This is a genomic window from Candidatus Peregrinibacteria bacterium (assembly GCA_016220175.1).
In the GTDB taxonomy this organism is placed as follows: domain Bacteria; phylum Patescibacteriota; class Gracilibacteria; order CAIRYL01; family CAIRYL01; genus JACRHZ01.
This window is the reverse complement of sequence record JACRHZ010000032.1, coordinates 1-21,685: the sequence shown is the minus strand read 5'-3', so window position 1 is coordinate 21,685 and position 21,685 is coordinate 1. Positions and strand designations below refer to the sequence as shown.

15 protein-coding genes are annotated in these 21,685 nt (G+C 39.5%); 10 read left to right on the top strand and 5 right to left on the bottom strand.

All coding sequences use genetic code 11. From position 1 onward, the window contains the following. Positions 1 to 53: 53 nt before the first annotated feature. From HZA38_03055 to HZA38_03020, 8 genes are all read left to right on the top strand, one after another. Entirely contained in the window at positions 54 to 2,156 is a 2,103-nt protein-coding gene (locus HZA38_03055) for a hypothetical protein (GenBank protein MBI5414470.1), read from the top strand. A 229-nt stretch (positions 2,157 to 2,385) separates the two neighbouring features. Continuing rightward, positions 2,386 to 2,622, top strand: a complete 237-nt coding sequence (locus tag HZA38_03050; protein ID MBI5414469.1) for a hypothetical protein — start codon at positions 2,386 to 2,388, stop codon at positions 2,620 to 2,622. Further along, the gene (locus HZA38_03045; GenBank protein MBI5414468.1) at positions 2,619 to 2,759 is read left to right on the top strand and encodes a hypothetical protein; all 141 of its coding nucleotides are present in this window, start codon (positions 2,619 to 2,621) and stop codon (positions 2,757 to 2,759) included. The genes HZA38_03050 and HZA38_03045 overlap by 4 nt, the downstream gene beginning before the upstream one ends. After that, positions 2,756 to 3,328 carry a hypothetical protein gene (locus HZA38_03040; protein ID MBI5414467.1) on the top strand — a complete coding sequence of 191 codons (573 nt, stop codon included), beginning with the start codon at positions 2,756 to 2,758 and terminating at the stop codon, positions 3,326 to 3,328. Before HZA38_03045 ends, HZA38_03040 begins: the two co-directional genes overlap by 4 nt. A gap of 15 nt (positions 3,329 to 3,343) precedes the next feature. Then, positions 3,344 to 5,134 carry a hypothetical protein gene (locus HZA38_03035; GenBank protein ID MBI5414466.1) on the top strand — a complete coding sequence of 597 codons (1,791 nt, stop codon included), beginning with the start codon at positions 3,344 to 3,346 and terminating at the stop codon, positions 5,132 to 5,134. 19 nt (positions 5,135 to 5,153) lie between these two features. Continuing rightward, a complete protein-coding gene (locus HZA38_03030) occupies positions 5,154 to 5,543 on the top strand; it encodes a hypothetical protein (GenBank protein ID MBI5414465.1) in 390 nt (129 codons plus the stop codon). Continuing rightward, the gene (locus HZA38_03025) at positions 5,540 to 7,171 is read left to right on the top strand and encodes a hypothetical protein (protein MBI5414464.1); all 1,632 of its coding nucleotides are present in this window, start codon (positions 5,540 to 5,542) and stop codon (positions 7,169 to 7,171) included. The genes HZA38_03030 and HZA38_03025 overlap by 4 nt, the downstream gene beginning before the upstream one ends. Before the next feature lie 205 nt (positions 7,172 to 7,376). Continuing rightward, positions 7,377 to 9,005: a recombinase family protein gene (locus HZA38_03020; protein ID MBI5414463.1), complete on the top strand. Its 1,629-nt coding sequence runs from the start codon at positions 7,377 to 7,379 to the stop codon at positions 9,003 to 9,005. Between the two features lie 210 nt (positions 9,006 to 9,215). Here HZA38_03020 and HZA38_03015 read toward each other — a convergent pair whose 3' ends face one another. Then, complete coding sequence (locus HZA38_03015; protein MBI5414462.1) at positions 9,216 to 9,521, bottom strand: hypothetical protein; 306 nt, start codon at positions 9,519 to 9,521, stop codon at positions 9,216 to 9,218. Between the two features lie 137 nt (positions 9,522 to 9,658). Further along, positions 9,659 to 10,891, bottom strand: coding sequence for a hypothetical protein (locus HZA38_03010; GenBank protein ID MBI5414461.1), 1,233 nt, complete (start codon positions 10,889 to 10,891; stop codon positions 9,659 to 9,661). A 3-nt stretch (positions 10,892 to 10,894) separates the two neighbouring features. Between HZA38_03010 and HZA38_03005 the strand changes: the two genes are divergently transcribed. Both HZA38_03005 and HZA38_03000 read left to right on the top strand, forming a co-directional pair. Beyond that, positions 10,895 to 11,377 (top strand): hypothetical protein, encoded by a 483-nt coding sequence (locus HZA38_03005; protein ID MBI5414460.1) that lies wholly within the window; start codon positions 10,895 to 10,897, stop codon positions 11,375 to 11,377. A 185-nt stretch (positions 11,378 to 11,562) separates the two neighbouring features. Continuing rightward, complete coding sequence (locus HZA38_03000) at positions 11,563 to 18,819, top strand: DUF11 domain-containing protein (protein MBI5414459.1); 7,257 nt, start codon at positions 11,563 to 11,565, stop codon at positions 18,817 to 18,819. Positions 18,820 to 18,926: 107 nt separating this feature from the next. Here HZA38_03000 and HZA38_02995 read toward each other — a convergent pair whose 3' ends face one another. From HZA38_02995 to HZA38_02985, 3 genes are all read right to left on the bottom strand, one after another. Beyond that, positions 18,927 to 19,739 carry a glycosyltransferase family 2 protein gene (locus tag HZA38_02995; GenBank protein MBI5414458.1) on the bottom strand — a complete coding sequence of 271 codons (813 nt, stop codon included), beginning with the start codon at positions 19,737 to 19,739 and terminating at the stop codon, positions 18,927 to 18,929. A gap of 1 nt (position 19,740) precedes the next feature. Beyond that, on the bottom strand, positions 19,741 to 20,742 hold the full coding sequence (locus HZA38_02990; protein ID MBI5414457.1) for a glycosyltransferase family 2 protein: 1,002 nt from the start codon (positions 20,740 to 20,742) through the stop codon (positions 19,741 to 19,743). A gap of 63 nt (positions 20,743 to 20,805) precedes the next feature. Beyond that, positions 20,806 to 21,525, bottom strand: a complete 720-nt coding sequence (locus HZA38_02985) for an NTP transferase domain-containing protein (protein ID MBI5414456.1) — start codon at positions 21,523 to 21,525, stop codon at positions 20,806 to 20,808. Positions 21,526 to 21,685 lie beyond the last annotated feature (160 nt).

Sequence of the window (21,685 nt, the reverse complement as noted above, 5' to 3'; positions counted from 1 at the left end):
TGCAGACTTAAAAAAAAGTTGTACATTACAATCAATTTTATGAGTATGCGAATATGGCAAAAGGACTACCATGGATAAAGTTCATTGACCGAACAAAAGACTTTCTCCCAGAATATTTTAAAAATAAAGGCATTGAATATCCCTTCTCAGATAATACGAGCAGTGAACAAATTTTGGAGTACATAAAAACCCTCCATAAAGATTCACAGCGAATAATTGAGAGTGATTTTTTGATAATATCAGACTTTTGCTCTCATAAGGGGAGTCTTGATATTCATACAGAAGCGACAAACCAAAATATAATTCTTCCTCAATATAATGCTGAGGAAGAACTGGTGATGTGGCTTTTTTTATACCACAGAAAACTTCTTAATGAATTGAGAGTATGGGATAAGGTTAATATCTCTAAGAATTGGGAGGTAGAGAATATTGATTTTTCTGATAATATTCAGGATATTCAAAAAAAAGAGGAAGAACTTGCCATCGAGATTAAAAAACATTTCAAAAAAGAAGAAAATCGCATCATTAAGTGCGATGTAGAATCATTTATACAGGAAGATCGAATTTGTTTTGTTGCCTATCCTGAAGGGCTACCAGCTACAATTTCGAAATATAAAGAAGACACCGAAGAAATTTCGCATGTAACAGAGCGTCCTGTATCAGAATTTTTCTTCGTGATTTATCCGAAAAAAGGAAAATTATGGTTTAAATCCAATACTCATTACAAATGGGAACGGATCAGAGATGTAAAAAAAGTATTTGTGGAAGACATTCTGGAAAAAGAATTTGATGACGAACTTGAAAATAAACAGTTTGCCCTTTGGCAGTTTCTGAATAGGCAATTTGGAACAACCCTTAAAGAAAAGGCAAAAGCAAAAGGAAAGGTAGAATTCATTAAACTTCAGTATATAAGCGTTAAGGACAGATACCAAAAGAAAGAGATGGTTGCATTAAAAGCAGAGGGGACAGACGACCCGAATGAAATTTATGGAATGATGAATAAGCATAATGTTTATGCACCTAATGCTTTTGTCCAATCTGTAAAGATACAAGTAAAATTTTCAGGTGAAGGCATAATAGGGAATCATACTTTCAGCCTTGGTTTCCCTAATTATTGTAGCCTTGGAGGGAGTGAAGAAGATCAGCTTTGTTGGGAATATATTGAAAATTGGGGAATTATTAAGGGTACTGATTTAGAAGCTAATATTTGGCAGTTTTTAAAAGAAAAATCTTCCCCATATTTTGATTTTTGGAACATGGAAGGCAAGCTTAAGAAAACATTTGAGATTCTCAAAAGGGAAAATATGCTGATTGAGGATGGAGAAATTGATAGAGTAGAATGCTGGCATTGTGAAGACAGAAAGGCGGAGCCTGTCCAGAGAGATGAAGAAGGAGCTTATTTTACTTGTAGTAGCGTTGGGACAGGAAAATTAAGAATACATCCTGAACAAATGAAAAGGTGGCGCTTTGATCTTGAGAAGTTTTTGCAAAAATTGCGCGAACTTTTGAAGCTAAAAGGAATATTTGAAATCAAAAAAGAAGGAGAGGTCTATCTGCTGGGAATTCTCGATGGAGTCGATGTATTTTTCATTCGAGATAGAGGCGAATCTGCTGATTGGCAGATATATCTACAAAAAGAACCCAGCCCAATTGTACTTGTCCCCATTTCTGACAAAGATATGCTCGTTGAAAACCAAGTCAGCATTGGGGGTATTGTTTCTTTCGGAATAAAGAAAATGCAAGTGGACAGAAAAACACTGTTACAAAAAGCAAAATTTGCATATGTACCTCAAGGACTTTTTGAAAAAGATGAAAAAATTGAGACACTCAATCTAAAAAAACAAATATTTTATGGAAGCAAATCTGGAAAAATTGTTCGAGGAAGAAGTCTTTTAAGGCAACTTGGTGGTCACGGGAATGAAATATTTGCAATGACCCTTTCATATTCCAAAAACCAGAATAAGAGAAAAATTTCCTTTGAGGATCTTTTAACAAAAGTTCGTCAGGCAAATGGTGATCAATATGGTGACGGGACTATGGAAAAAAATATCAGTGAGCTTAAGGGTATTCTCAAGGAATCATTTGAAGGAGAAGATGTAATAATAGGAGGAAAAGCCGAAGGATTTGCTATCAATCCTGTTTTTTTGGATAAGTGAGTCTTACCGATTGCCTTACCGTAAATCGGTAAGGATATATCCTTTGCAATACAAATAAAATCGTTGCAATTCATTTTTTAAGAACTCTTCTTCTTGCGGAAGTGGCTTTTCGTCATGCCTCAGGAGGTTTTTGTGTCATAGAGGCATAGCTATTTCTCTTCCCAACTCTTGCCTTGTTTCGGCGGTAAGAGGTCGTGTTTTTACAGATTTGAATTTTTCCTTAATGCGTATGTCGAATCTCTACCGCACCAGTGATTTTGTTCTCGGATCCGTTTTGCTCGCAGAAGGTTTCCGACTCGAAAAACTTGACCGGAGTAATCCGAAAAGAGTCGAGTTCTGTTTTCTCGATTCTGATGAGTTGCAAGATACCGTTCAAATGTTTTGGCATGACGAGTTGAAAATCAATCCTCGTCAGCTCTCTTTGAGCCAGCGTACTTTAAAAAACTATCTGTACGACAGCAAATGAAGATTTCTCCAGAAATGATTCGGGAATATCAGGAGATCCACTTGCAAGAGTTTGGAGTGGCGCTTGAAGACTCAGAAGCAGAAAAGGAGGCAACTCGGATGTTACAACTTTTTGAGATTTTATTTTTTAAAAAATGACAACAAAGTACGTTCCAGTGCAGGACAAATCAGTGATTGAAGATGAACTTCTGAAAGTAGAGGGAGTCAAAGAACATCTTGAAGATTCTATCCTCTGGACTGCTCAAGAGATTGAGTACCTTGAAAAAAGGAGAGATGAATATATTTTTTCAGATCTTTTCTCTGACCTTGGCGATTTTGCTCAAGAATTCCGTGAGAAGGCTTTTGACAAGGTTCTCGAAGGAAGAACCCTTCCCGTACTCAAAAAGAGACTGGATCGCATGTGCTACCTCTATCAAAGAACATTCAGCAAGCTTCCAAAATCAACTGAATGGCAAAGAAATTATGATCACGCGACTCAGGAAGTACAAATATTGCCGGTGGTGGAGCACTTTATTGAGGTGAAGAATCCAAGGAGATCAATCAGGTGTCCTTTGCACAATGATGACAGCCCTTCTTTCAAAATTTATGAGGCGACGAACTCTTTTTACTGCTTCGGCTGTCAGAAAGGAGGTTCTCCAGTTCAATTCGTGAAATACATGTGCGACTGCGATTTCAAAGAGGCAGTGCAGATTTTGAGTACTTTTTAATTTTTCATTTTCATTATGCAGAATGAGCATACGCAAAAGGTTGTAAAAAATATTCTGAAGAAAAGGACTCTTAAGTCTGAAGAAAATTCTGGGAATCGCGAAAAAAAGTCGCAAAGTGATCTTCTTCTTGAAATAGTAGAAAAAGATACGAGAATCCGACTCTTCCATGACGACCTGAAGGAATCCTATGTACAATTTCCTGTAAAAAATCATCTGGAAATTTGGAAGTGCAGGAGCAAGGCATTCAAACAGTGGCTCGCGAAAATATACTGGGAAACCCACAAAAAGGCGCCAAATTCTGATGCACTCAATACTGCACTTAATGTTATTGAAGCAAAAGCAATCTTTGATTCTCCCCAGCACAAATTATGGAACCGTGTCGCTTGGCATGAAGATGTTCTTTGGTATGACCTCTGTAACGAGGAGTGGCAGGCAGTGAGGATTTCAGAAGAAGGATGGAGCATATTCAACACTCCTCCCATTCTTTTTAAACGCCATAATCACCAACAAGCACAAGTCTTGCCTGCTTCTGAAGGAAATTTCAATCTTCTTCTTGAATTCATAAACATCAATGACGACGACCATAAGCTCATACTTTTGGTTTGGATTGTATCGTGTTTTATTCCTGACTTTCCCCACCCAATCCCTTTTATTTACGGTGCTCAAGGTTCTGCAAAATCTACACTCTCAAGAATTCTGAGAAAGCTTATTGATCCTTCAGTTCTCGAAACTTCCGGTTTCCCTAAAAACATTGCCGAACTTGTCCAACAACTCTCACACCACTGGTGCATAATTTTTGATAACATTTCTCAAATGCCGGAATGGATCTCTGATGAGTTTTGCAAAGCCGTAACCGGAGGAGGATTCTCAAAAAGAGAGCTCTATACAGACGATGATGACATCATGTTTTCTTTCAAACGTTGTATTGGTATCAACGGTATCAATCTCGTTGCGACAAAGCCAGATCTGATGGAAAGGGGAATATTATTTGAGCTTCACAGGATTTCACCGGAAAACAGAATGCAAGAAAAAGAACTCTGGAAGAAATTTGACTCACTCCGTCCCCAATTGCTTTCGGGGATATTCCATGCACTTTCTCATGTACTACGAATCAAGAATACTATATCAATTGCGGAACCCCCGAGAATGGCGGATTTTTCGCTCTGGGGATGCGCTATTGCGGAGGCGTTGGAATATACCCAAGAAGCATTTTTGAGCGCATATTCAAAAAATATCAAAAGCCAGAATGAGGAAGTTCTCTACGAAAACGTCGTTGCGATATGCGTCGTTACTCTCTTGGAAGAGCGAGATGAATGGGAGGGAACACCATCTGAACTCTTAGATATATTTCGGCGAATTGCCGAGGAAAAGAGCATTGATCCGAAGGATCCCAATTTTCCGAAAGCCGCAAATGCCCTCAGCGCAAAGCTCAACCAATTAAAAACGAATCTTGCCGAAGAGGGGATCTCAATTCAAAAATTTGAGGAAAAAAGGAAGCGTGTCATTCGTATCCAAAAAATTAAGAAAAAGACCGTTGAGACCGATGTATCGCTTCATGCCACAGCAGAAAATGGAAAAACCAGTAACGATACCAGCATCGATCATTCAAAAGAATCGCCACCAATATCAATACCGTCAGAATCTACTTCTTCTTTGCCATGCACCGATGACAACGACGGAGACGATGAAAATCACAGCTTATTGGAAGGAAACACACCGGCAACACTGAAAGATTTTGAAAATATTTTTGGCGCAAAAGCAAAGCCTATTTCTCCCCATATTTCTAACGAAAAGCTTCCTTTTTAATAAATTTTACCTTCTCTTTATGACAAATCATTTTAGCCCCAAGAAAAACTGCCAACATGTCAAAAAAAATGGATCTGAATGCGAGGCTTTTCCGATGCACGGCGAAGAATATTGTTTCCTCCACAATCCCGCTATTCCTGACTCTCAAAAGAAAGAAATACAGACGAAGGGAGGAAAAAATTCAAGAATTACGATATTGGAAGCGCTTACGCCTATGGTACTCAAAGAACCTGATCATGTGCTCGGACTTCTGGAAGATACCGTGAATCGCGTCCGTGACGGAACGATGGATGTGAAAATCGCGAACTGTATCGGATTTTTGAGCGGACACATTCTCAAGTCATTTGAAATTTCTGATCTGAAACGAAAGGTAGACCTTTTAGAATCCTTTTTCTCACAAAAACGATGATCCCAAAAGATTTTTCCCGCCTCCTCTCACAAAATAACCTCTCCGCAAAAGAGAGGGCTCAGCTCATTGCTCTCAATGATATTGAAGAGCAAAAAACAGGAAAGAAAATACTCTCTGAAAAAGAAGAGAATTCCATTACGAAAGAATGGAAAGGACACAGTAGCTACGAACAGCAGAAATTCAACAGCTATATGGAAATTTGGTACAAGGTACAAATACTCATTATCGATGCTCAAACAGCATGGCTCATTGCAGACTCAACTTTGGAACAACTTTTACTCCACTCATTTAGGATAGGGCAATATCCTCTCATTCGCAGAATTCAACGGATAGTTGATCTCTTTGAAGGTACTGTGGCATTCGTGACTCCAAAAGAAGCTGAAGAAATTATGAAAAAACAAAGACAAGCAAAAGTAGAAAGCGGTGAGTCTTTGGAATATGTCATCTATCAGATGGTGCTTGCCTCTCTTCCAAAAGAAGATCAGACCATGCTAAAAGAATATTATGAAGACATCGAAACAGAAATGGACTGGCTTTCGGAGGAGGAAGAGCTCGCAGAACTGATCCAAAAGAAAGATATTGATACCATTGCTGAGCGCATAAGTCTCTACGACACACTCTCATGGGGATACTATGCCTGCATCAGCATTGAGGAAGTCCTGAAGAGAATCGCCTCCAAAAAGAAAATTTCGATGTATTCTGCCGAAGCAGTGCAGGAATATGCAGAATCTCATAAAACAACTGTCCGAAAACTTCTGAAAGAAGAAGCCCTCTCATGGATAGAGGAGGGAATGCTTGAACATGATTTCTCGCCTCTTTGCACCGAAAATCCAAAGCTTTTCCAAAGATGGAAGGAAGCTAAGGGAAAAGCAGAAAGGAAAGTGCAGGAGCTTATTTCAAAAGGTCTTCTGAAGACATTCACAAAAGACGAAACGAAAGGATACCTTCCGCATACAGTACAAAAAGAACGAGCGAAAAAAGAAGCCGTGTATATCGACATACAAACGCTTTTGGATCTCCCCAAAGAGTATCAATGCTCATTTATTCGAGAAATTCGTGAGTATATAGAAGGGGATTATGATCCAAATCTTGGAATATTATTCGATGAGAAAGATACAAAAAGAAAGAATCATCTCGATAAAAATCTTCTGATCACCTCTCCTTTTTGGACATCGCTTTTGAACCTTCAGTTAGATATTATTAGAGAGATGGATAAACTTTTTACCTGTCTCAAAAAAAAGAAAAACCAACCGGATATACTTGAAATTGAAGAAGGAACCCGAGCATGGATACAAGAAAAACAAAGGTGTTTTTTTGAATATTACGAGAGGCTTCTCGCTTTTGAAGAGCTTTTGCAAAAGGTCTCAAAGTTTTTTAAAGCCGACGCTACCTTTAAGGTGCGAGGATGGATTGAAGCGCTCCGGTTCAGAATCGAAGTCTATAACTCTTTTCTCGATAATGCTTTTATGGAAATGGGACTCAAAGGGAAGAAAGTGAACAAAAAATTTGAAGAAAGCCATAAGTGCGTTCGAGAAATGTACATTCCGATTGAGAAAGCTGATCCTAAAAACCAGAAAGAATTCATGAAGGATATTGAGAAGAAATTCTCTGACATTCTCGAAAATTGAGTATACCCCCTATAACTTCAGTTATCTCAAATTATTTTGATTTTTCTCTCGGAAATATGCCACAATTGATTTGCACCCCACATCAACGGTTTAACCGAAGGAGGAGTCTTGTTCATAATATGGGCAACTCTTCCAACAAGACTTCCTTTCGGAATTTGATGTTGGGGTGCAGAGTTGCCCACTTTGTGAATTTTTTGTTTTACCAATGAGGTATTTTATCTACTGCCGGCGTTCACAAGATCGAGATGATCAGCAGGTGCTCAGTATCGAGTCTCAACAGAGAGAACTTATGGCATACGCAAAAAAACACCAATTGGAAGTTGTCGATGTTATTTCTGAAGACATGAGCGCGTATAAACGCGGACGACCAAAATTTAAAAAAATGATGGATCAAATTGAAGTTGGGAAAGCGGATGCAATCCTCACATGGCATTTGACGAGATTGGCGCGCAATGGAGCAGATGGAGGACTCATTATTTCATTTATGGATGAAGGGAGGATAAAGGAACTCAGAACAACAGAAAAAGCGTATCTCAATACCTCAGATGACAAGTTCATGATGAATATTCATTTCGCTATGGCGAAAAAGAGTTCAGACGATACCAGCTCCTTTGTGAAAAATAATGTGAAGACAAAATTGGAAAAAGGTGAGTATCCGGCAGTAGCTCCGTATGGATATTTGAATATCAACGATAACGGCGTTATTTCGGGGAAAAAATACGACCAGAAAAAACAAGAGATGCTCAATATGCTGGGAAGACCACTCAAAAGAATAGAACTTGATCCAATTGAAGCGCCTATTATCCGAAAATTCATTGATCTGACCCTCCTCGGAACATATTCTCCAAATATTCTTCGAGAAAAGGGATATAAAATGGGAATACGAGGAAAAAACTCAGGAAAAATGCTCTGCAAACAGAGTGTCCTCAATATTCTCAGCAGTATTTTCTATACCGGAAAATTCCTGTATTTGAACGAAATTCACCAAGGTTGTCATGAACCGCTCATGACAAAAACTGAGTTCGATAAAATCCAAGAAATATTGCGAGGGCGAAGCCGACCAAAAAATAGAAAAAATGAGTACCTGTATACATTGCTCGTAGAATGCCCTCAGTGTAAAAATAGGCTCAGCGGAGAGTATCAGAAAGGGATGCACTATTATCGTTGCGCGAAAGCAAAAGGGAAATATTCGGAATGTTCATATACCACCCATCTTCGGGAAGACAAAATTGAAGAAGTTCTCAAAAAAGTTATTCAGCGTATTCAGATCCCAGATCGTATCATTTCGTGGGGAATTAAATATTTGAGACAGCAATACAAGGAAGAAAATGGCTTTCTTCTGGGGAAAGAGGAGCTGATCAATCAGAACATACGAAATGCAAAGCTGAAACAAGAAAGACTCACGACAAAATGGCTCTCTGAAGCAAATAGAAGTGGCGAGCTTATTTCAGATGAGGAATATTCAGCACAGAAAAAGAGTATTCAAAAAGAGGTAGATGATATGGAAGAACAGCTTGCGGATTTAAAAGGAGAAGGGAATAACTGGCTTTCAAAATGCGAAGCCTTCTTTCAAAAAGTAAGAAATATTGTTTGGGAATTTGAAACAGCAGATTTCATGGGAAAAAGAGACATCTTAAAAACGCTCGGCTCAAAATTCATCCTAACTTCGGGAAAGATAGGAGTAGAACTGGAGAAACCATTTTCTGCTCTTTTAGAACCAATTCCCGCAATTCCGTTATCCGAACTGGACAAAGAGTACTTCAAAACTGGGCAAAACGATCTTTTGCCCTCTGAAATTTGCGAATGGCTCCCCCGACTGGATTCGAACCAGTGACCTGCCGGTTACACGTATCCTCATGTTTCCATGAAGCGTGGACTATATCTTCACCATGTTTTGCGTGTGCGAAAGTTAGGTGCGTTGGTATCTAGTCTCTACGGCGCCCCTCCGAAGCTTTATGCGAAGGAGGGTTCCCACGGTATTAGCATAACTCAAATGCTTTAAGTTTTAGCCTTCACCGTTATCCCAACGAGTTTCAACCCCGCTTTAGCGGGGAAGCTGCGTGACGCCATTTTCTACTTCACGGTGACAATTTGCGCAGAGAAGCATACAAAGCTCGAGTTCCTTTTTCACTCTTTCCCAACTTCTGGTATACCCTTTTTGAGATATTCCAAAATTTTTCTTATCAAGAAAGTGATGAAACTCCAGTGCTTCAATACATTTTTTGTACCCGCAAAGCTGACATTTGCCGCCCTTGTATAGAATTGCTTTTTCTCGAATTGTCTTGCGACGCTTCTTGACAGCCGCTTTTAAATACTCGGCACGGTCGGCGTATTTTCTTTTATCTTTCATTCAATAAAAAGAAAGATTGGTAATTTCACAGCCGGACGCTCTACCACTGAGCTACAGGGGAATAAAATCAACTCCGCTGAAGCGGAGTAAATTACGAATTACGAATTCCAAATTACGAATCGTAATTTCCGATGGTGTTAAAGATTCTGAGGAATAAATCTGAAAATTTCTCGACCTACCACTTGGTTTTCACGAATAAATTCCAGGCTTCCACGACGTGTCCCGTGGTGAAAAGCTTCGCAAGTGTAGCCAAATTCTGTGGCTAATTCAAGGATATTTTCGAGATACTGAAAATCTCCATTTTTCATCTTCCAGAAGGGAACGGAGAGAATTATTTTTTTCCCGGAAAAACTTTTGGAGAGGTTTTGAAAAAAACCAAAATACACCGGAGAAACTTCATTTACAGCCTTTTGAAATTCATCTAATGAAATTGAATGATGAAAAATCGGTCCTAAACATCCTTCACTCACGATCGCTTCCACATGGATTTTTTTTGAAAGTTTTTGCATCACATCATGTTCAAAAACTGATGACGTATCATACTTTGGGAAAAAAAATCGCATATTTTTCTGACTCGCTTTCACCATTTCGACGGAAATATCGCTTCCAAACGTTGTAATGCCAATTTTTTCAGCTTCAATGAGAATGCTTCCTGTTCCGCAAAATGGATCCCAAATGGAAGAGGGGAGTGATCCGTTGGCTTTTCTCGAAAAATTTACCATCATGAGCGCAAGTTTTGGCGGAAGCATTCCCACATTCATATCTCGAACGGGTTTGCCAAAATCTCTTCTCGCAAAGAGTTCCACATCCTGCGCGGCAAGGGTTTCGCCCAAAATATACCCGTTCTGGTCTTCAAAAATAAAAAATTCCGTGTGTTCCTCTTTCCAAAGCGCTTCCTTGTGATATGTTCCCGTATCGAGAGAGCGAAAATCTCTATTGATAAATCGGACAGAAATTCCGAGCTTTTGGCATTTTTTTTTCACGGTCAGGAGAATTCTTTGGAGAAAGCTATTCTGTTGTCGACCTCCGACGTCAGAAAAAAGCGTAATACCAAAACAGAGTTTTTTCGCATACTCTTCATGTTTTTTTGTGAGAATGGAAATGATGCAGAGGGTCAGCTCGTCGAGGTTCTGAGTAATTTTGTGAGAATATCCATATCGAAGCACTCCGCCAAGTTCATCAAATTTTTCCTGAATTTTACGCTTTTCTATGTCCTTCCCGGGAGAAAGAACAGATGGACTCGCAAAAGATCCGATGAGAATGTGCTTCTCGATGAGTGATTCCTGCTCAAACTCCGGAAGAGTGGAAGAAAGCTCTTCCTCAGATAATTTTGGAAAATTCCCTATTTCAAAGAAAAAATATTGTTTCATGATATGAAAAAATTTCTTCATAAACACGCATCATCACTTTTTCTGATTTTTCTCTCAGGATCACTTTTCGTTCTCGGATTTTCAGCAGGTACTCTAAATGAAAAGCTCAAAAAATCAAAATCGGCTTCTGGAATCTCTTTTTCTCCTCAAATACACGCAGAAATTCCTCTTTTTACGTTCGAGAAAATTGAAAATGGAATTCTTTATGGGAAGCATGAAGGGCAAGAATCTCGCTTCATAGTGGGAAAAGATGAGGAAATCTTTTCGGTGCATGATGAGGAATTTTCATTTTCTGTGGTGAGCATTCTCCCGAATTTGAAAATGATCCCAGCGCCTCAAGGAATGCGATTTGTCGGATCGAGTCGTGGAAGTAAGTTCTGGCCTCTTGATGCGCCAGAGGCAGCTCTTATTACGCCGAAAAACAGGATTTTTTTTCAAAGTGCTGATGATGCGGTAAAAAAAGGGTATAAAAAAGGGAAAAAATAATACTTTTTTCAAGAGAAAAGCTATACGAAATATTAAATTTAGTTTACAATCAGATAGTTTTGATTTGTAATTCCTGATTTTGTTCTTCAAATTTTTTGTTTCTTGTAAAGAGAATGTCGAAAGAAATATTGACAAGATTGCAGTTTTAAGGTAAAAAGGACTCCACTCTTTTTTAATAAATTATCATGCCCTCAGTGCAAAATTCGGCTCCAAACGCCGCTTTAAAGCCAAATTTTTCCAACAGAAGTTTATGGAAAATCTTCGCGCTATTTTCAGCGCTGTTTCTCCAGCTCTTTTTCTCGCTTCTTGCCGAAAGTGAAGGGAATGAACAAATGACGTATTGGCAAATTGGACCGAATGCAGAAACTGCTGAGGTAAAGGTCTGTTACGCCGATCTCGACGTCTCAGATCTCGGGGAGTTTGAAATAACACAGATTTCACCTGGCGGAGTTCAAAATGGAAATGTGATTCACTGGGGAGGAAGCGACTGCTCAGCGCCACTTCAAGTGTCTTCAGAGAAGAATTGTACAGGAGAACTGAACGCAGGATGTGGAAATGTCTTTTTGTGGACAAAACCAAAGGAAGGCTTTTCCCAAGGCTCTTTTTCCGCTTCTGCGGAGTTCCATGTGGAGCTTCCGAGTGGCGAAGAGGTGACATATAGTCCCGGAGCAAATGGATATAGTTTTGGAGAAGAAAAACGGCTTGATGGAGTGGAAGTTTTTAAGAACGCAACAGCAACGCTGAGTATTTCTGTTCCGACCGAAGGGACTCAGATTATCACCGATGATTCTGGCACTAAGAGTGATAATTCGACTACGACGACTCCAAGCGTGAATTCAAATACTACGGATTTTGATGGGATTCTTGTAGATGGGCAAACGTGGAGTGAGGATCCTTCACAATCGTTGCCAGAGAGTAGTCAATTACCAAAAAACTGTTATCCAAACGAAGATTTAAAGAAACATATTCTTGATTTACGAATATCTGAAAGTGGAGGGAAATACAACGAGGGAAAAGTAAAAGCAAGTTACTATGAATTCGAAGAGAACGGACAAACCTATAACAATAGAGGGTGTGTCTATAAAATAGGATTTGCTTCGTATCAGGTTTTTTATCCGCAGGGGGATCCGAATTTTGCCAAGACCCAAAAACTTTTCGATCATTTAAATAACTATGTAGAAGTTCCTGTAGATGCTGGATTTGTTAATTTTGGTCCTATCGAAGTACCTACTTGCCAGTATCAAGTGGATGCGCTGGAATGGAATGTTGCTGGAGGGCACTATTGGGAGCCTCCTGCAAATAGTGCAGGACAGCCAATATTTCCTGGATTTTTGTTTGGGTATCTTGTTACAAGAGGTGGAACTTTGCCTTTGTGTGAAAGCGCCCCTGTAATAAAAGGTTTTCACGATAGCATCAGTTGTAATTTCACAACTGGGTGGGCATGTGATTCGTTTGATTTTACAAAGCCACTTTACATTTGGTTTTCTGAAGGATCAATTGGAGATGCATTTGGAGCTGTTCTTGCTGATAAAGAACGAGAACCAGCAGTTGCTAGTCTTTGCGGAGAAAACGCGAACCATGGATTTGTATTTCCTATCCCAGAAAAACTCAAGGATGGTCAATTACATAATATTTACGCTTATGCTTCTAATAATCGTGATGGGGAAAATGTGCTGCAATTACTACCACCAACTGCTTCATTGCCAAATCCTGTGAATTTTACTTGCCAAGAAAAACTTACTCTTATAAAAACAGCTTCTGTGCCAGAAGTTCAACCGGGAGGAAAAGTTACCTATACCGTTACATATGCGAATAACTCAGATGAGCCAGCACGAAATGTAGCCATCAGTGATATCCTTCCAGTAAATGCCACTCTTGATATGGATTCAGTTCAAATTGTATCAGGACCTTCTATGACTTGGTTTATTCCGTTAGAAGGCGCTCTACAATTTGATTTTACTAAGACTGATTCTTTTGGTAATCGTATCCTTGATCCGCATACGGGAGGCGTGCTCAGGTATACAGTTACAGTAAAGTTTGACGCCACTCAAACAGTGAAGAATGAAGCATGTATTTTTGATTACACTATTGGTGGTCATAACGAGATTGTATGTGGTGAAACAACGGTGAATATAGTGAAAAAAACTTGTGCTGACCTTAATTTTCATGGAGACCCTGCGAAGATTTATAATGATATTCCAAATGAAAATGGCAGTCCCGCTACTTTGCGTTGGAATAATGTATTTAGTCAAACGGCAACCGCTACTATCACAAAAAGTACAAACCCCGCTCAGCCAGTCAGTGTAAACTTGAATAATGGTCAATATCTCGATTATCCCGTTCAGAATACAACCTATACGATGAAAGTAATGGATGGAGGTGCAACTTTGGTCTCTTGTCCTACTCCCATTGAAGTTCGTCCGCCTCCAAAATGTACTTTGACGTTAAAAAATGGTCAAAATCCGCCTCCGGGCAGTGATTACCGCATAATTCCACTTGGACAAAAAGCAGAATTTGAGTGGGATATTTCCGGAACAAGGGCTGATGTAGGAACAATGAGTCCAGCACTCGCTGAGAATCACGATTATCGTATTGATGGAACGGGTTTCACGACGGTACAATCTGAGACAGGCGTAAAAACATATACTCTGTCTCTTATAAAAAATGCGGAAGGTGGTTTTGGACCAATATCAAGGGGTTGTAACGCTGCTTTCAATGTGGTTGACAACAGTAGCTCAGCAGACATTTTTATTCAAAAAATAGCTGATAAAACACCTCCGGACTATTATTATCTCGGACAATTTGTGACATATACGCTCGCCTTTGGTAATTCCGGAGGGAAAAATATTCCCGGTCCTATAACCATTACCGATGATCTTCCGATTAATTTTACTGCTGATGGTTTCTCATTTCTTCCTCCCAATAGTTTTCCGGAAAATACTCAATGTCAATTCAATGCGACGCGTTTGAGCATTTCCTGTACGAAAACGGATGGGCTTTCGCCGAATTCATCATATGACATAAGTTTTAAGCTTAGAGTTATGGCTCTTCTGCCGGGACCAGATCGAGAGAAAGTGACGAACGAAGCAATAATTACGCCTCCCCTTCCACTTTCACCGAAATTCGCAAGCGTGACGATCATCGTGAAGGAGCCAACAAACGTAGATCTTTCTCTCGTGAAATATGTTCGAGATACTCAGGGAAACTTTGTAAAATCACGTCAGGCAGCAATTGGTGATATTCTCACCTACAAACTCGTTTACAAGAATGAAAGTCCTTGGCTCGTGAACGGATCAAATGAGATTTATGATTTTCCAGGTGAAGCAGGTCTTCTCGGAAATTATGTTTTCCCGACGACAGGAGATGAGTGGTGCCGAGGTGATACCAAAGTTGGTCCCGGTGGTACTATACAAGGGATGAAATGCACTTTTGGATTTGTTCTCCCGGGACAAGGAGCGGAAATTCTTTATCAGGCGAAAGTTTTGAATACCACTGATGGGAAAAAAATAAAGAATACAGCACAAATTATTCCTTCCATCCCAGATATAGTTCCAGCAAATAATACATCATTCGCGGAAGTCACGGTGGCTATTCCAACACCACCAAATTTGTATATCGATAAAACTCTTGACATCGGACAATCCGCCATTGTTGATAAAGACTCAGAGGTTCGCTACGTTCTGACATTTGGAAATAGAGGAGGCACGATTGCAAAAGGTCTCGTGACAATTACTGATACAACTACTGGTCAGCAGCCTGGATCAGCTGGCTTAGTGGTAAATTATGTTATTGAATCTGTTTCTCCTGAAGGTGGAAAAATAGACTGTCCTCAGACAATAGAAGATACAGGATTTACGTGTACTATACCGGAAGGACTTCCTGCAAACAGTGGTGATTATCAAATTAAATACCACGTAAGAGCGGAAAGACCAGGAAATGTTATTAACAAGGCAACTCTTTCCTCCACAAATCCTGTGCAAAGTGTTTTTGATACACAGACCATTACGATTACACCTCTTTCTTCAAAACCTGATCTCACTGTAACAAAAACAATTATTGGAGGCACAGAAGGGACAGATTCTATCTCCAGAAAAACTGTGAAACAGGGGGATACAGTTGAATTTAAGTTAGAGATCAAAAATATTGGAACAATTGGAGCGACAAATATTAAGTTCTCAGATGGAGTAACGAATTGGCAAAAAATGAGCGCTCCATTTGATACCAATAGTACACAAGGAACTACTTGTGATTTTCCAACAAATCCAGCTCAATGGACAGGAATATTGAACTGCACGATAGGTTCTCTCTCTTCTCTCGGAACTGGGGGAAATACGGCAGTGATAACGTATAAAATGACGGCATTAGCAGTAACACAAACAGAAGTTGTCACAAATACAGCTACTGTTGATCCAAACCATGAAATTGATGAAAGCAATGAACTTAATAACAGCGATCAGGCGATTGTAACTATTGGATCTGCAGTTCAAAAACCAGATCTCATCATAGAAAAATATATTGGTGCAATTGGCACAATTGAAGCAACGGTAAATAAAAACACTCTTGTGACATATATTTTGAGATATAGAAATCAGGGACCAGTTGCGATTCCTGGAGGGAAAAATATTCAGATAAAAGATCAGGTTACTTCAGGAACAGGCTTTATTTCTGCACGTTTTGTCGAACAACAAACTCTTCCTCCAGGTGTATCCTGCCCGACGGGGCCAATTACTGGAGACTTGATTTGCACAATATCAAATACGATTCCAGCAAATTCTGATTATTATGTGATTCATTACACAATTCAAGCCATCGGAGGAGACGGAACTGCAACAGTAACTGTAAAGAATACTGTGACAATAGATGCCACGAATGTGGTAGATGAAGGAGACGGAGCGAATGCTCAGAATAATGCAGTAATTCCAGGAAGTGGTGAGAGTAATAACACGGCAAGCGCAACATTGAACATTTCTTCTCTCACTGCTCCGACATGTTCGAATTTCATTGCGAATCCGAGTTCAATTGTTGTAGGGGAATCGAGTGTTCTCGACTGGGATCAAACAAATGGAATTTCGGCAACAATTAATGGAGCAAATGTTTCTTTAATAAATGGTCCATATTTAGTATCTCCAACTGTAACAACGGAATATCTTCTTCGGATTATTGGAGTCCAAGGAACAACGCCTGCTGAGTGTAGAGTAATAGTTACCGTTACAACTGGAACACAAAATCCCACATGTTCAAACTTTACCGCAACTCCTTCTTCCATTTTCATAGGAAGTTCATCAAGACTGAGATGGGACCAGACAAATGGGGTTACTGCGGAAGTAAGAAAAGACAGCCAAACAGGAACTCTCGTATTTTCAGGGGGAGCTAATGCGGATGATAACGATACAAATCCAGTAAATATTACTCCGACGGAGACGACATTATATTATCTCAAAATTATTGGTGCTGCAGGAACAACGCCAGCGACGTGCTTCTCACCGGTGACAGTTACTATCGTGCCTTCTATAGATTTGAAAGTGGTAAAACAAGCAGTAAATAATCTCACGGAAAGAACTCCCCTCACCGAGGTTCAACCAGGACAAGAATTTTATTATATTGTTCAATACTCGAATGAAGGAAGTGCTCCAACAACGGTTACAGCACCAAATGTTCAATTTATTGATGATTACGATGAAACAAAGTTAACAATTTTGGATCAAACATCAATACCAGCACAAGGATGCACTTTGAGTACTGGTGATGGAAAAATAACTTGTGCTATAGGAGACCTTGGTCCAAGAGGGAATCTTCTTCCTTTGGAAAAATATTTTAAGGTTAAGGTGAATGCTGCACTTCAAGCAGGTCAAACTGCAACTATCTTCAATGAAGTAGACATTGAAGTAACACCGGGAACTCCGAATCCTCCTCCAGAGAGAATTCCAGCGAATAATCATTCTGAGGTAACTGTTACCGTTAAACAAGGCATGATTATTCTTGAAAAATCAGTAGAGCCAATCAGTGTTGATCAGATTAAGTCTGTTACCTATACGATTAAAGCAAGAAATACGACAAACGCTCCTCAGTCATTTATTCTCAAAGATGCCTTTAGAAATGGGGGAAAGGGAGACAACAATAATACAGGATCAATTTCGGGATGTAGTAACGGTACTCCTCAGATTACATTTGATCCTCTTGGTTCTGGTTCCGTGAGACAAGGAAAAGGAACATATCCTGAGTTTGGCATTGATAATTTAACCGTAGGTTCAACAGTGACAGTTTCATATCTCTGTAATGCTTCTAATGCGGATGTTCCACAAAATGGTGGAACTTCTCGAGTGATAAATGATGTAATCATCACGGATACAACTGCTCCAATAGATTCATCAAAAAATGCCACGGTAACTCTCATCGGTCCAAACACTCCACCTCCTCCCGGATGCACGAGTAATTGCGGCGGTGGTGGTGGAGGCGGCGGCGGATATCGTGAAATTCGAGGAGAAATTATTCTCGATGTGATGAAAGAAGTGATGGATAAAGATGGAAAATGGCAGGATGCAAATACTGCAGATCTTGCTGCGCTTATTGCGGAACAAAAATCTCAAGAAGTAAAATATCGAATCCGCATAAAAAATACGGGAAGATTCTCGAGTTACGCTACCGAAATTGAAGATGTATTTGTGAGTCCAACACTCATTCGAAAAACTGTTGAGAACGTACAGGGCGCAAAATGGGATGCGCTCGCTCAAAGATTTACGGTGGACATTATCGGTACTGATACAACTGCTGAAATTACCTACACTTCTATACTTGAAGCGAGAACAAACGTCGTAAATGGGCTTGAAGGAGTAAACACTGCCCTCATAAAACGGGCGGGGAAAAATCCAGACCTCCCTTTCAACTATGTTTTGGAGAAAATTGAAGGAGTTGGAAGTGATGATCCGGCGTATGTAAAAACTACAGCAGCAAGAATTGTTACCGGTGACATCAGCCTCAAAAAAACTGTTGATAAGGAATTTGTAAGACCGGGAGAAGAGCTCTATTACACAATCAGTATTCGAAACATTGGTGAAAAAGATTTCATCAATATGGCGATTATCGATGAATTCCCTTTCGAGTATTTGGATATTTTAGAAATGGATGCGAAAGGTGTTCAAATGGGAAATACACTCGTTTTCAGGAAACGAGTCCTGAGAGTTGGAGATCCATGGACGGTAAACATAAAGACGAGAGTGAAAGAAGAAACGACAAACGGAATAGTTATTGTGAATATTGCTGGTATCTCTGCAGATGACGAAGATTTCTCGGACAAAAAAGTCAGAACAGAAACCACAGTTATCTTCACTCCAGAACCTCCACTCAACGTTTCTACAGGAACCGCGAATCTTGCATTCTTCCTCTTCCTCCTGAGCGCAACGTATCTGTATGTTCGGAGGCAAGCAGTAAGCGGTCAGCGGTAAGCGGTCAGCAATCAGCAAAACGGAGTGAGTCTTAAAAGCTCACTCTTTTTGTGTGGAAAAATCAGAAAATATGGTCTCTAAAAAATTTACCGCTGACAGCTGATCGCTTACCGCTTGCCCTTCCATTTCCAAAAATACTTGATCGCGCTCCAGAGATGAATTTGGAGCATTTTATTCCGAAATATAGAGAAAATATTTTTGGCATCGGAAAGGCGTTCATGATGGTGATATGCCGAAAAATGAGGATGAAAAATTACTTTCCATCCTTTTTTCCAAAGAGAACGGCACACATCGGTATCCTCCAAAAAAAGAAAATATCGAGGGTCAAATCCTCCTACTTCTTCCCACGCTTTTCTTCGTGCAAGAAAAAAAGCACCAACCACCCAATCCACTTTTATTGGACTTGAAAGATCAATTTTCCACATGAGAAAGTGCTCCATTTTTTTTTGAAATATATGTCTCAAAATTCCAATTCGCTTCACAAACAGATCAGAAAAATTTGGGAAAAGACGAAAAGAATCCTGGATTTTCCCATCTGAATACAAAAGCTTTGGAGCCACAATTCCAACATTTTCATGATTTTTGATGTACTCAAGAAGACCATCAAACGTTCCCGGAAGCACTTCTATGTCGGGATTCACAATGGCAAAATACTTCCCATGTGATTTCCGAATTGCGTATTCATTTCCCTTTCCGTACCCAATATTATTCGGAAGCGCTGAGAATGAAACATTAAGTTTTTTTAACCATTTTTCCTTGAGCTCTCGCCATCTTTCTATTTCATGAGAAGCATTATCTACGACTAAAATTTCGTAAGAACACGATGGAGAAAATGTGGAAATTGCTTGCAGGCATTTGTCGCAAAAGTCTGCGGATTTATAATTCAAAATAATGATGGAAAGAATTGGATTTTTCTGCATTTTATAAAAAGAATTTTTCAATTTCTCCCGGTGAAACGCGGTGTTTCACTATCTCATTTTTTCCTCTCATTCCTGCGATATTATCTCGTAATTTTCGCCGTATCGAAAAGTATTTTCTCGGAAATGAGAAAAAGAAATGAAGAGAAAGGAGAGAATTTCTCAAATATGTACAAATACGTGTTTTCCACGAAAAATTTGAAGAAAAGTTTTTTTCAAGAAGCAGAAGATGATTTTGGTAAGACCATTCTCGAACCTTAGGTGATTTTTTTTGAGAAGAAGAAACCGTTCGATCGTGGTACGCGATAGCATTCGGTGCGTACACGTTTTTCCATCCTGCGAAGCGAAGGCGGTATCCGAGATCAATGTCTTCCTTGTACATGAAAAATGTTTCGTCGAATGTAAGCGCGACGTCGCCGTCGCGCCTTCCGATGCATGAAACATCTTCAATTGCTGCTTTTCGATACATCGGAGCCGCTCCAGAACACGCAAAAATTTCTTCTATGGTTTCGAATTGTCCATGATCAACTTCTCCTTGTCCGCGGTCGAAAAAATGCTGTGCTTTGGAAGCGGAAATTCCAGTCGTATCAATAAATTTCGTCTTTCCTTCAAATCCTCGAGAGAAATCCCATTTCAAAATTTTCCCCGTCGCAGAAGCAATTTTCTCGTCGGATTCCATGATTTTCACGAGTTCAGAAACATAATTTTTTTCGAGGAGAATGTCTTGATTCAGACAGAGATAATATTCTCCATTCATCTTATTGATGAGGAAATTATGTCCTCCAGCGAATCCTAAGTTTTCTTCCTTTCGAAATATTTTCAATTTGTTTTTCCATTTTTTTTCAAGAATTTCAGCATCTTTTTCTGGAGAATTATTATCGAGCACGAGAATTTCCACATCCGAATAATCTTGATCAAAAAGCGACGGAAAAAGGAAATCAAAATATTTTTGACCGTTATAGACGAGGATGCCGATGGTAACGCGTGATGTTTGTTCGTGATTCATTCGTAATAAATAATTTTTGATTCTGTAGAGACGCGATTTGTAGAGGCGCGATTAATCGCGCCTCTACGGAATATTTTTTAATTTCCGCACCATCTCCGCCCCTCTCAGCAGGCTTTCAAATGTTCCCGCATCGATCCATTCATTTTCCAAAATATGCGCTTTCAGCGTTTTTTCTGAAAGATACAAATTATTCAAATCGGTGATTTCGAGCTCATTTCGAGGTGAAGGTTTCAAGTTACGAATTTTATCAAAAACAGTTGTATCGTACAAATACAAACCAGTTTGAACAAGTGATGATTTTGGATTTTTGGGTTTTTCTTCAAGAGTAATCACATTTTTTCCATTGAGTTCGACAACGCCAAATCGTTCGGGATCTTCTACTTTTGTGATAAATATTTCTGCCCCAGCCGAAAAATCTTTTCCTGCAGAACTCAAATCATCAAAGAAAATATTATCTCCGAGAACAAGAGCGACATTTTCTCCGTGAGCAAAATTTTCAGCAAGAAGGAGCCCCGCCGCAATTCCATTTGGTTCTTCTTGAATTTTATATTCGATCCGCGCACCAAATTCATTTCCATATCCGAGCAGTTCGAGAAAATTATCCGCGTGATGCGGAGCAGTGATAAGAAGAATATCCTGAATTCCCATTTGCAAAAGTGTTTTCAGTGGAAAATAAATCAGCGGTTCGTCATACACAGGAAGGAGATGTTTCGACGTGAATTTTGTAAATGGTCTGAGTCGAGTTCCAGAGCCGCCAGCGAGAATGATGCCTTTTGTAATCATAGAAACAATTACGAATTACGAATTACGAATGGCTTTGTTGCACAAATAAATTGTACGGGAATAGGAGTATGTCTAAGATGAGGAGGAACAATAACCTCTTTCAAAATGAAAAAGAAATCCTCACTTAGACAGAGATATCGTATCGCAAATTGGAAAGAGT

What these genes read in the sequence shown, in the direction of transcription:
- HZA38_03055 (MBI5414470.1), top strand. Translation starts at nt 54, where the DNA reads ATGGCAAAAGGACTACCATGGATAAAGTTCATTGACCGAACAAAAGAC.
- HZA38_03050 (MBI5414469.1), top strand. Translation starts at nt 2,386, where the DNA reads ATGTCGAATCTCTACCGCACCAGTGATTTTGTTCTCGGATCCGTTTTG.
- HZA38_03045 (MBI5414468.1), top strand. Translation starts at nt 2,619, where the DNA reads ATGAAGATTTCTCCAGAAATGATTCGGGAATATCAGGAGATCCACTTG.
- HZA38_03040 (MBI5414467.1), top strand. Translation starts at nt 2,756, where the DNA reads ATGACAACAAAGTACGTTCCAGTGCAGGACAAATCAGTGATTGAAGAT.
- HZA38_03035 (MBI5414466.1), top strand. Translation starts at nt 3,344, where the DNA reads ATGCAGAATGAGCATACGCAAAAGGTTGTAAAAAATATTCTGAAGAAA.
- HZA38_03030 (MBI5414465.1), top strand. Translation starts at nt 5,154, where the DNA reads ATGACAAATCATTTTAGCCCCAAGAAAAACTGCCAACATGTCAAAAAA.
- HZA38_03025 (MBI5414464.1), top strand. Translation starts at nt 5,540, where the DNA reads ATGATCCCAAAAGATTTTTCCCGCCTCCTCTCACAAAATAACCTCTCC.
- HZA38_03020 (MBI5414463.1), top strand. Translation starts at nt 7,377, where the DNA reads ATGAGGTATTTTATCTACTGCCGGCGTTCACAAGATCGAGATGATCAG.
- HZA38_03015 (MBI5414462.1), bottom strand. Translation starts at nt 9,521, where the DNA reads ATGAAAGATAAAAGAAAATACGCCGACCGTGCCGAGTATTTAAAAGCG.
- HZA38_03010 (MBI5414461.1), bottom strand. Translation starts at nt 10,891, where the DNA reads ATGAAACAATATTTTTTCTTTGAAATAGGGAATTTTCCAAAATTATCT.
- HZA38_03005 (MBI5414460.1), top strand. Translation starts at nt 10,895, where the DNA reads ATGAAAAAATTTCTTCATAAACACGCATCATCACTTTTTCTGATTTTT.
- HZA38_03000 (MBI5414459.1), top strand. Translation starts at nt 11,563, where the DNA reads ATGCCCTCAGTGCAAAATTCGGCTCCAAACGCCGCTTTAAAGCCAAAT.
- HZA38_02995 (MBI5414458.1), bottom strand. Translation starts at nt 19,739, where the DNA reads ATGCAGAAAAATCCAATTCTTTCCATCATTATTTTGAATTATAAATCC.
- HZA38_02990 (MBI5414457.1), bottom strand. Translation starts at nt 20,742, where the DNA reads ATGAATCACGAACAAACATCACGCGTTACCATCGGCATCCTCGTCTAT.
- HZA38_02985 (MBI5414456.1), bottom strand. Translation starts at nt 21,525, where the DNA reads ATGATTACAAAAGGCATCATTCTCGCTGGCGGCTCTGGAACTCGACTC.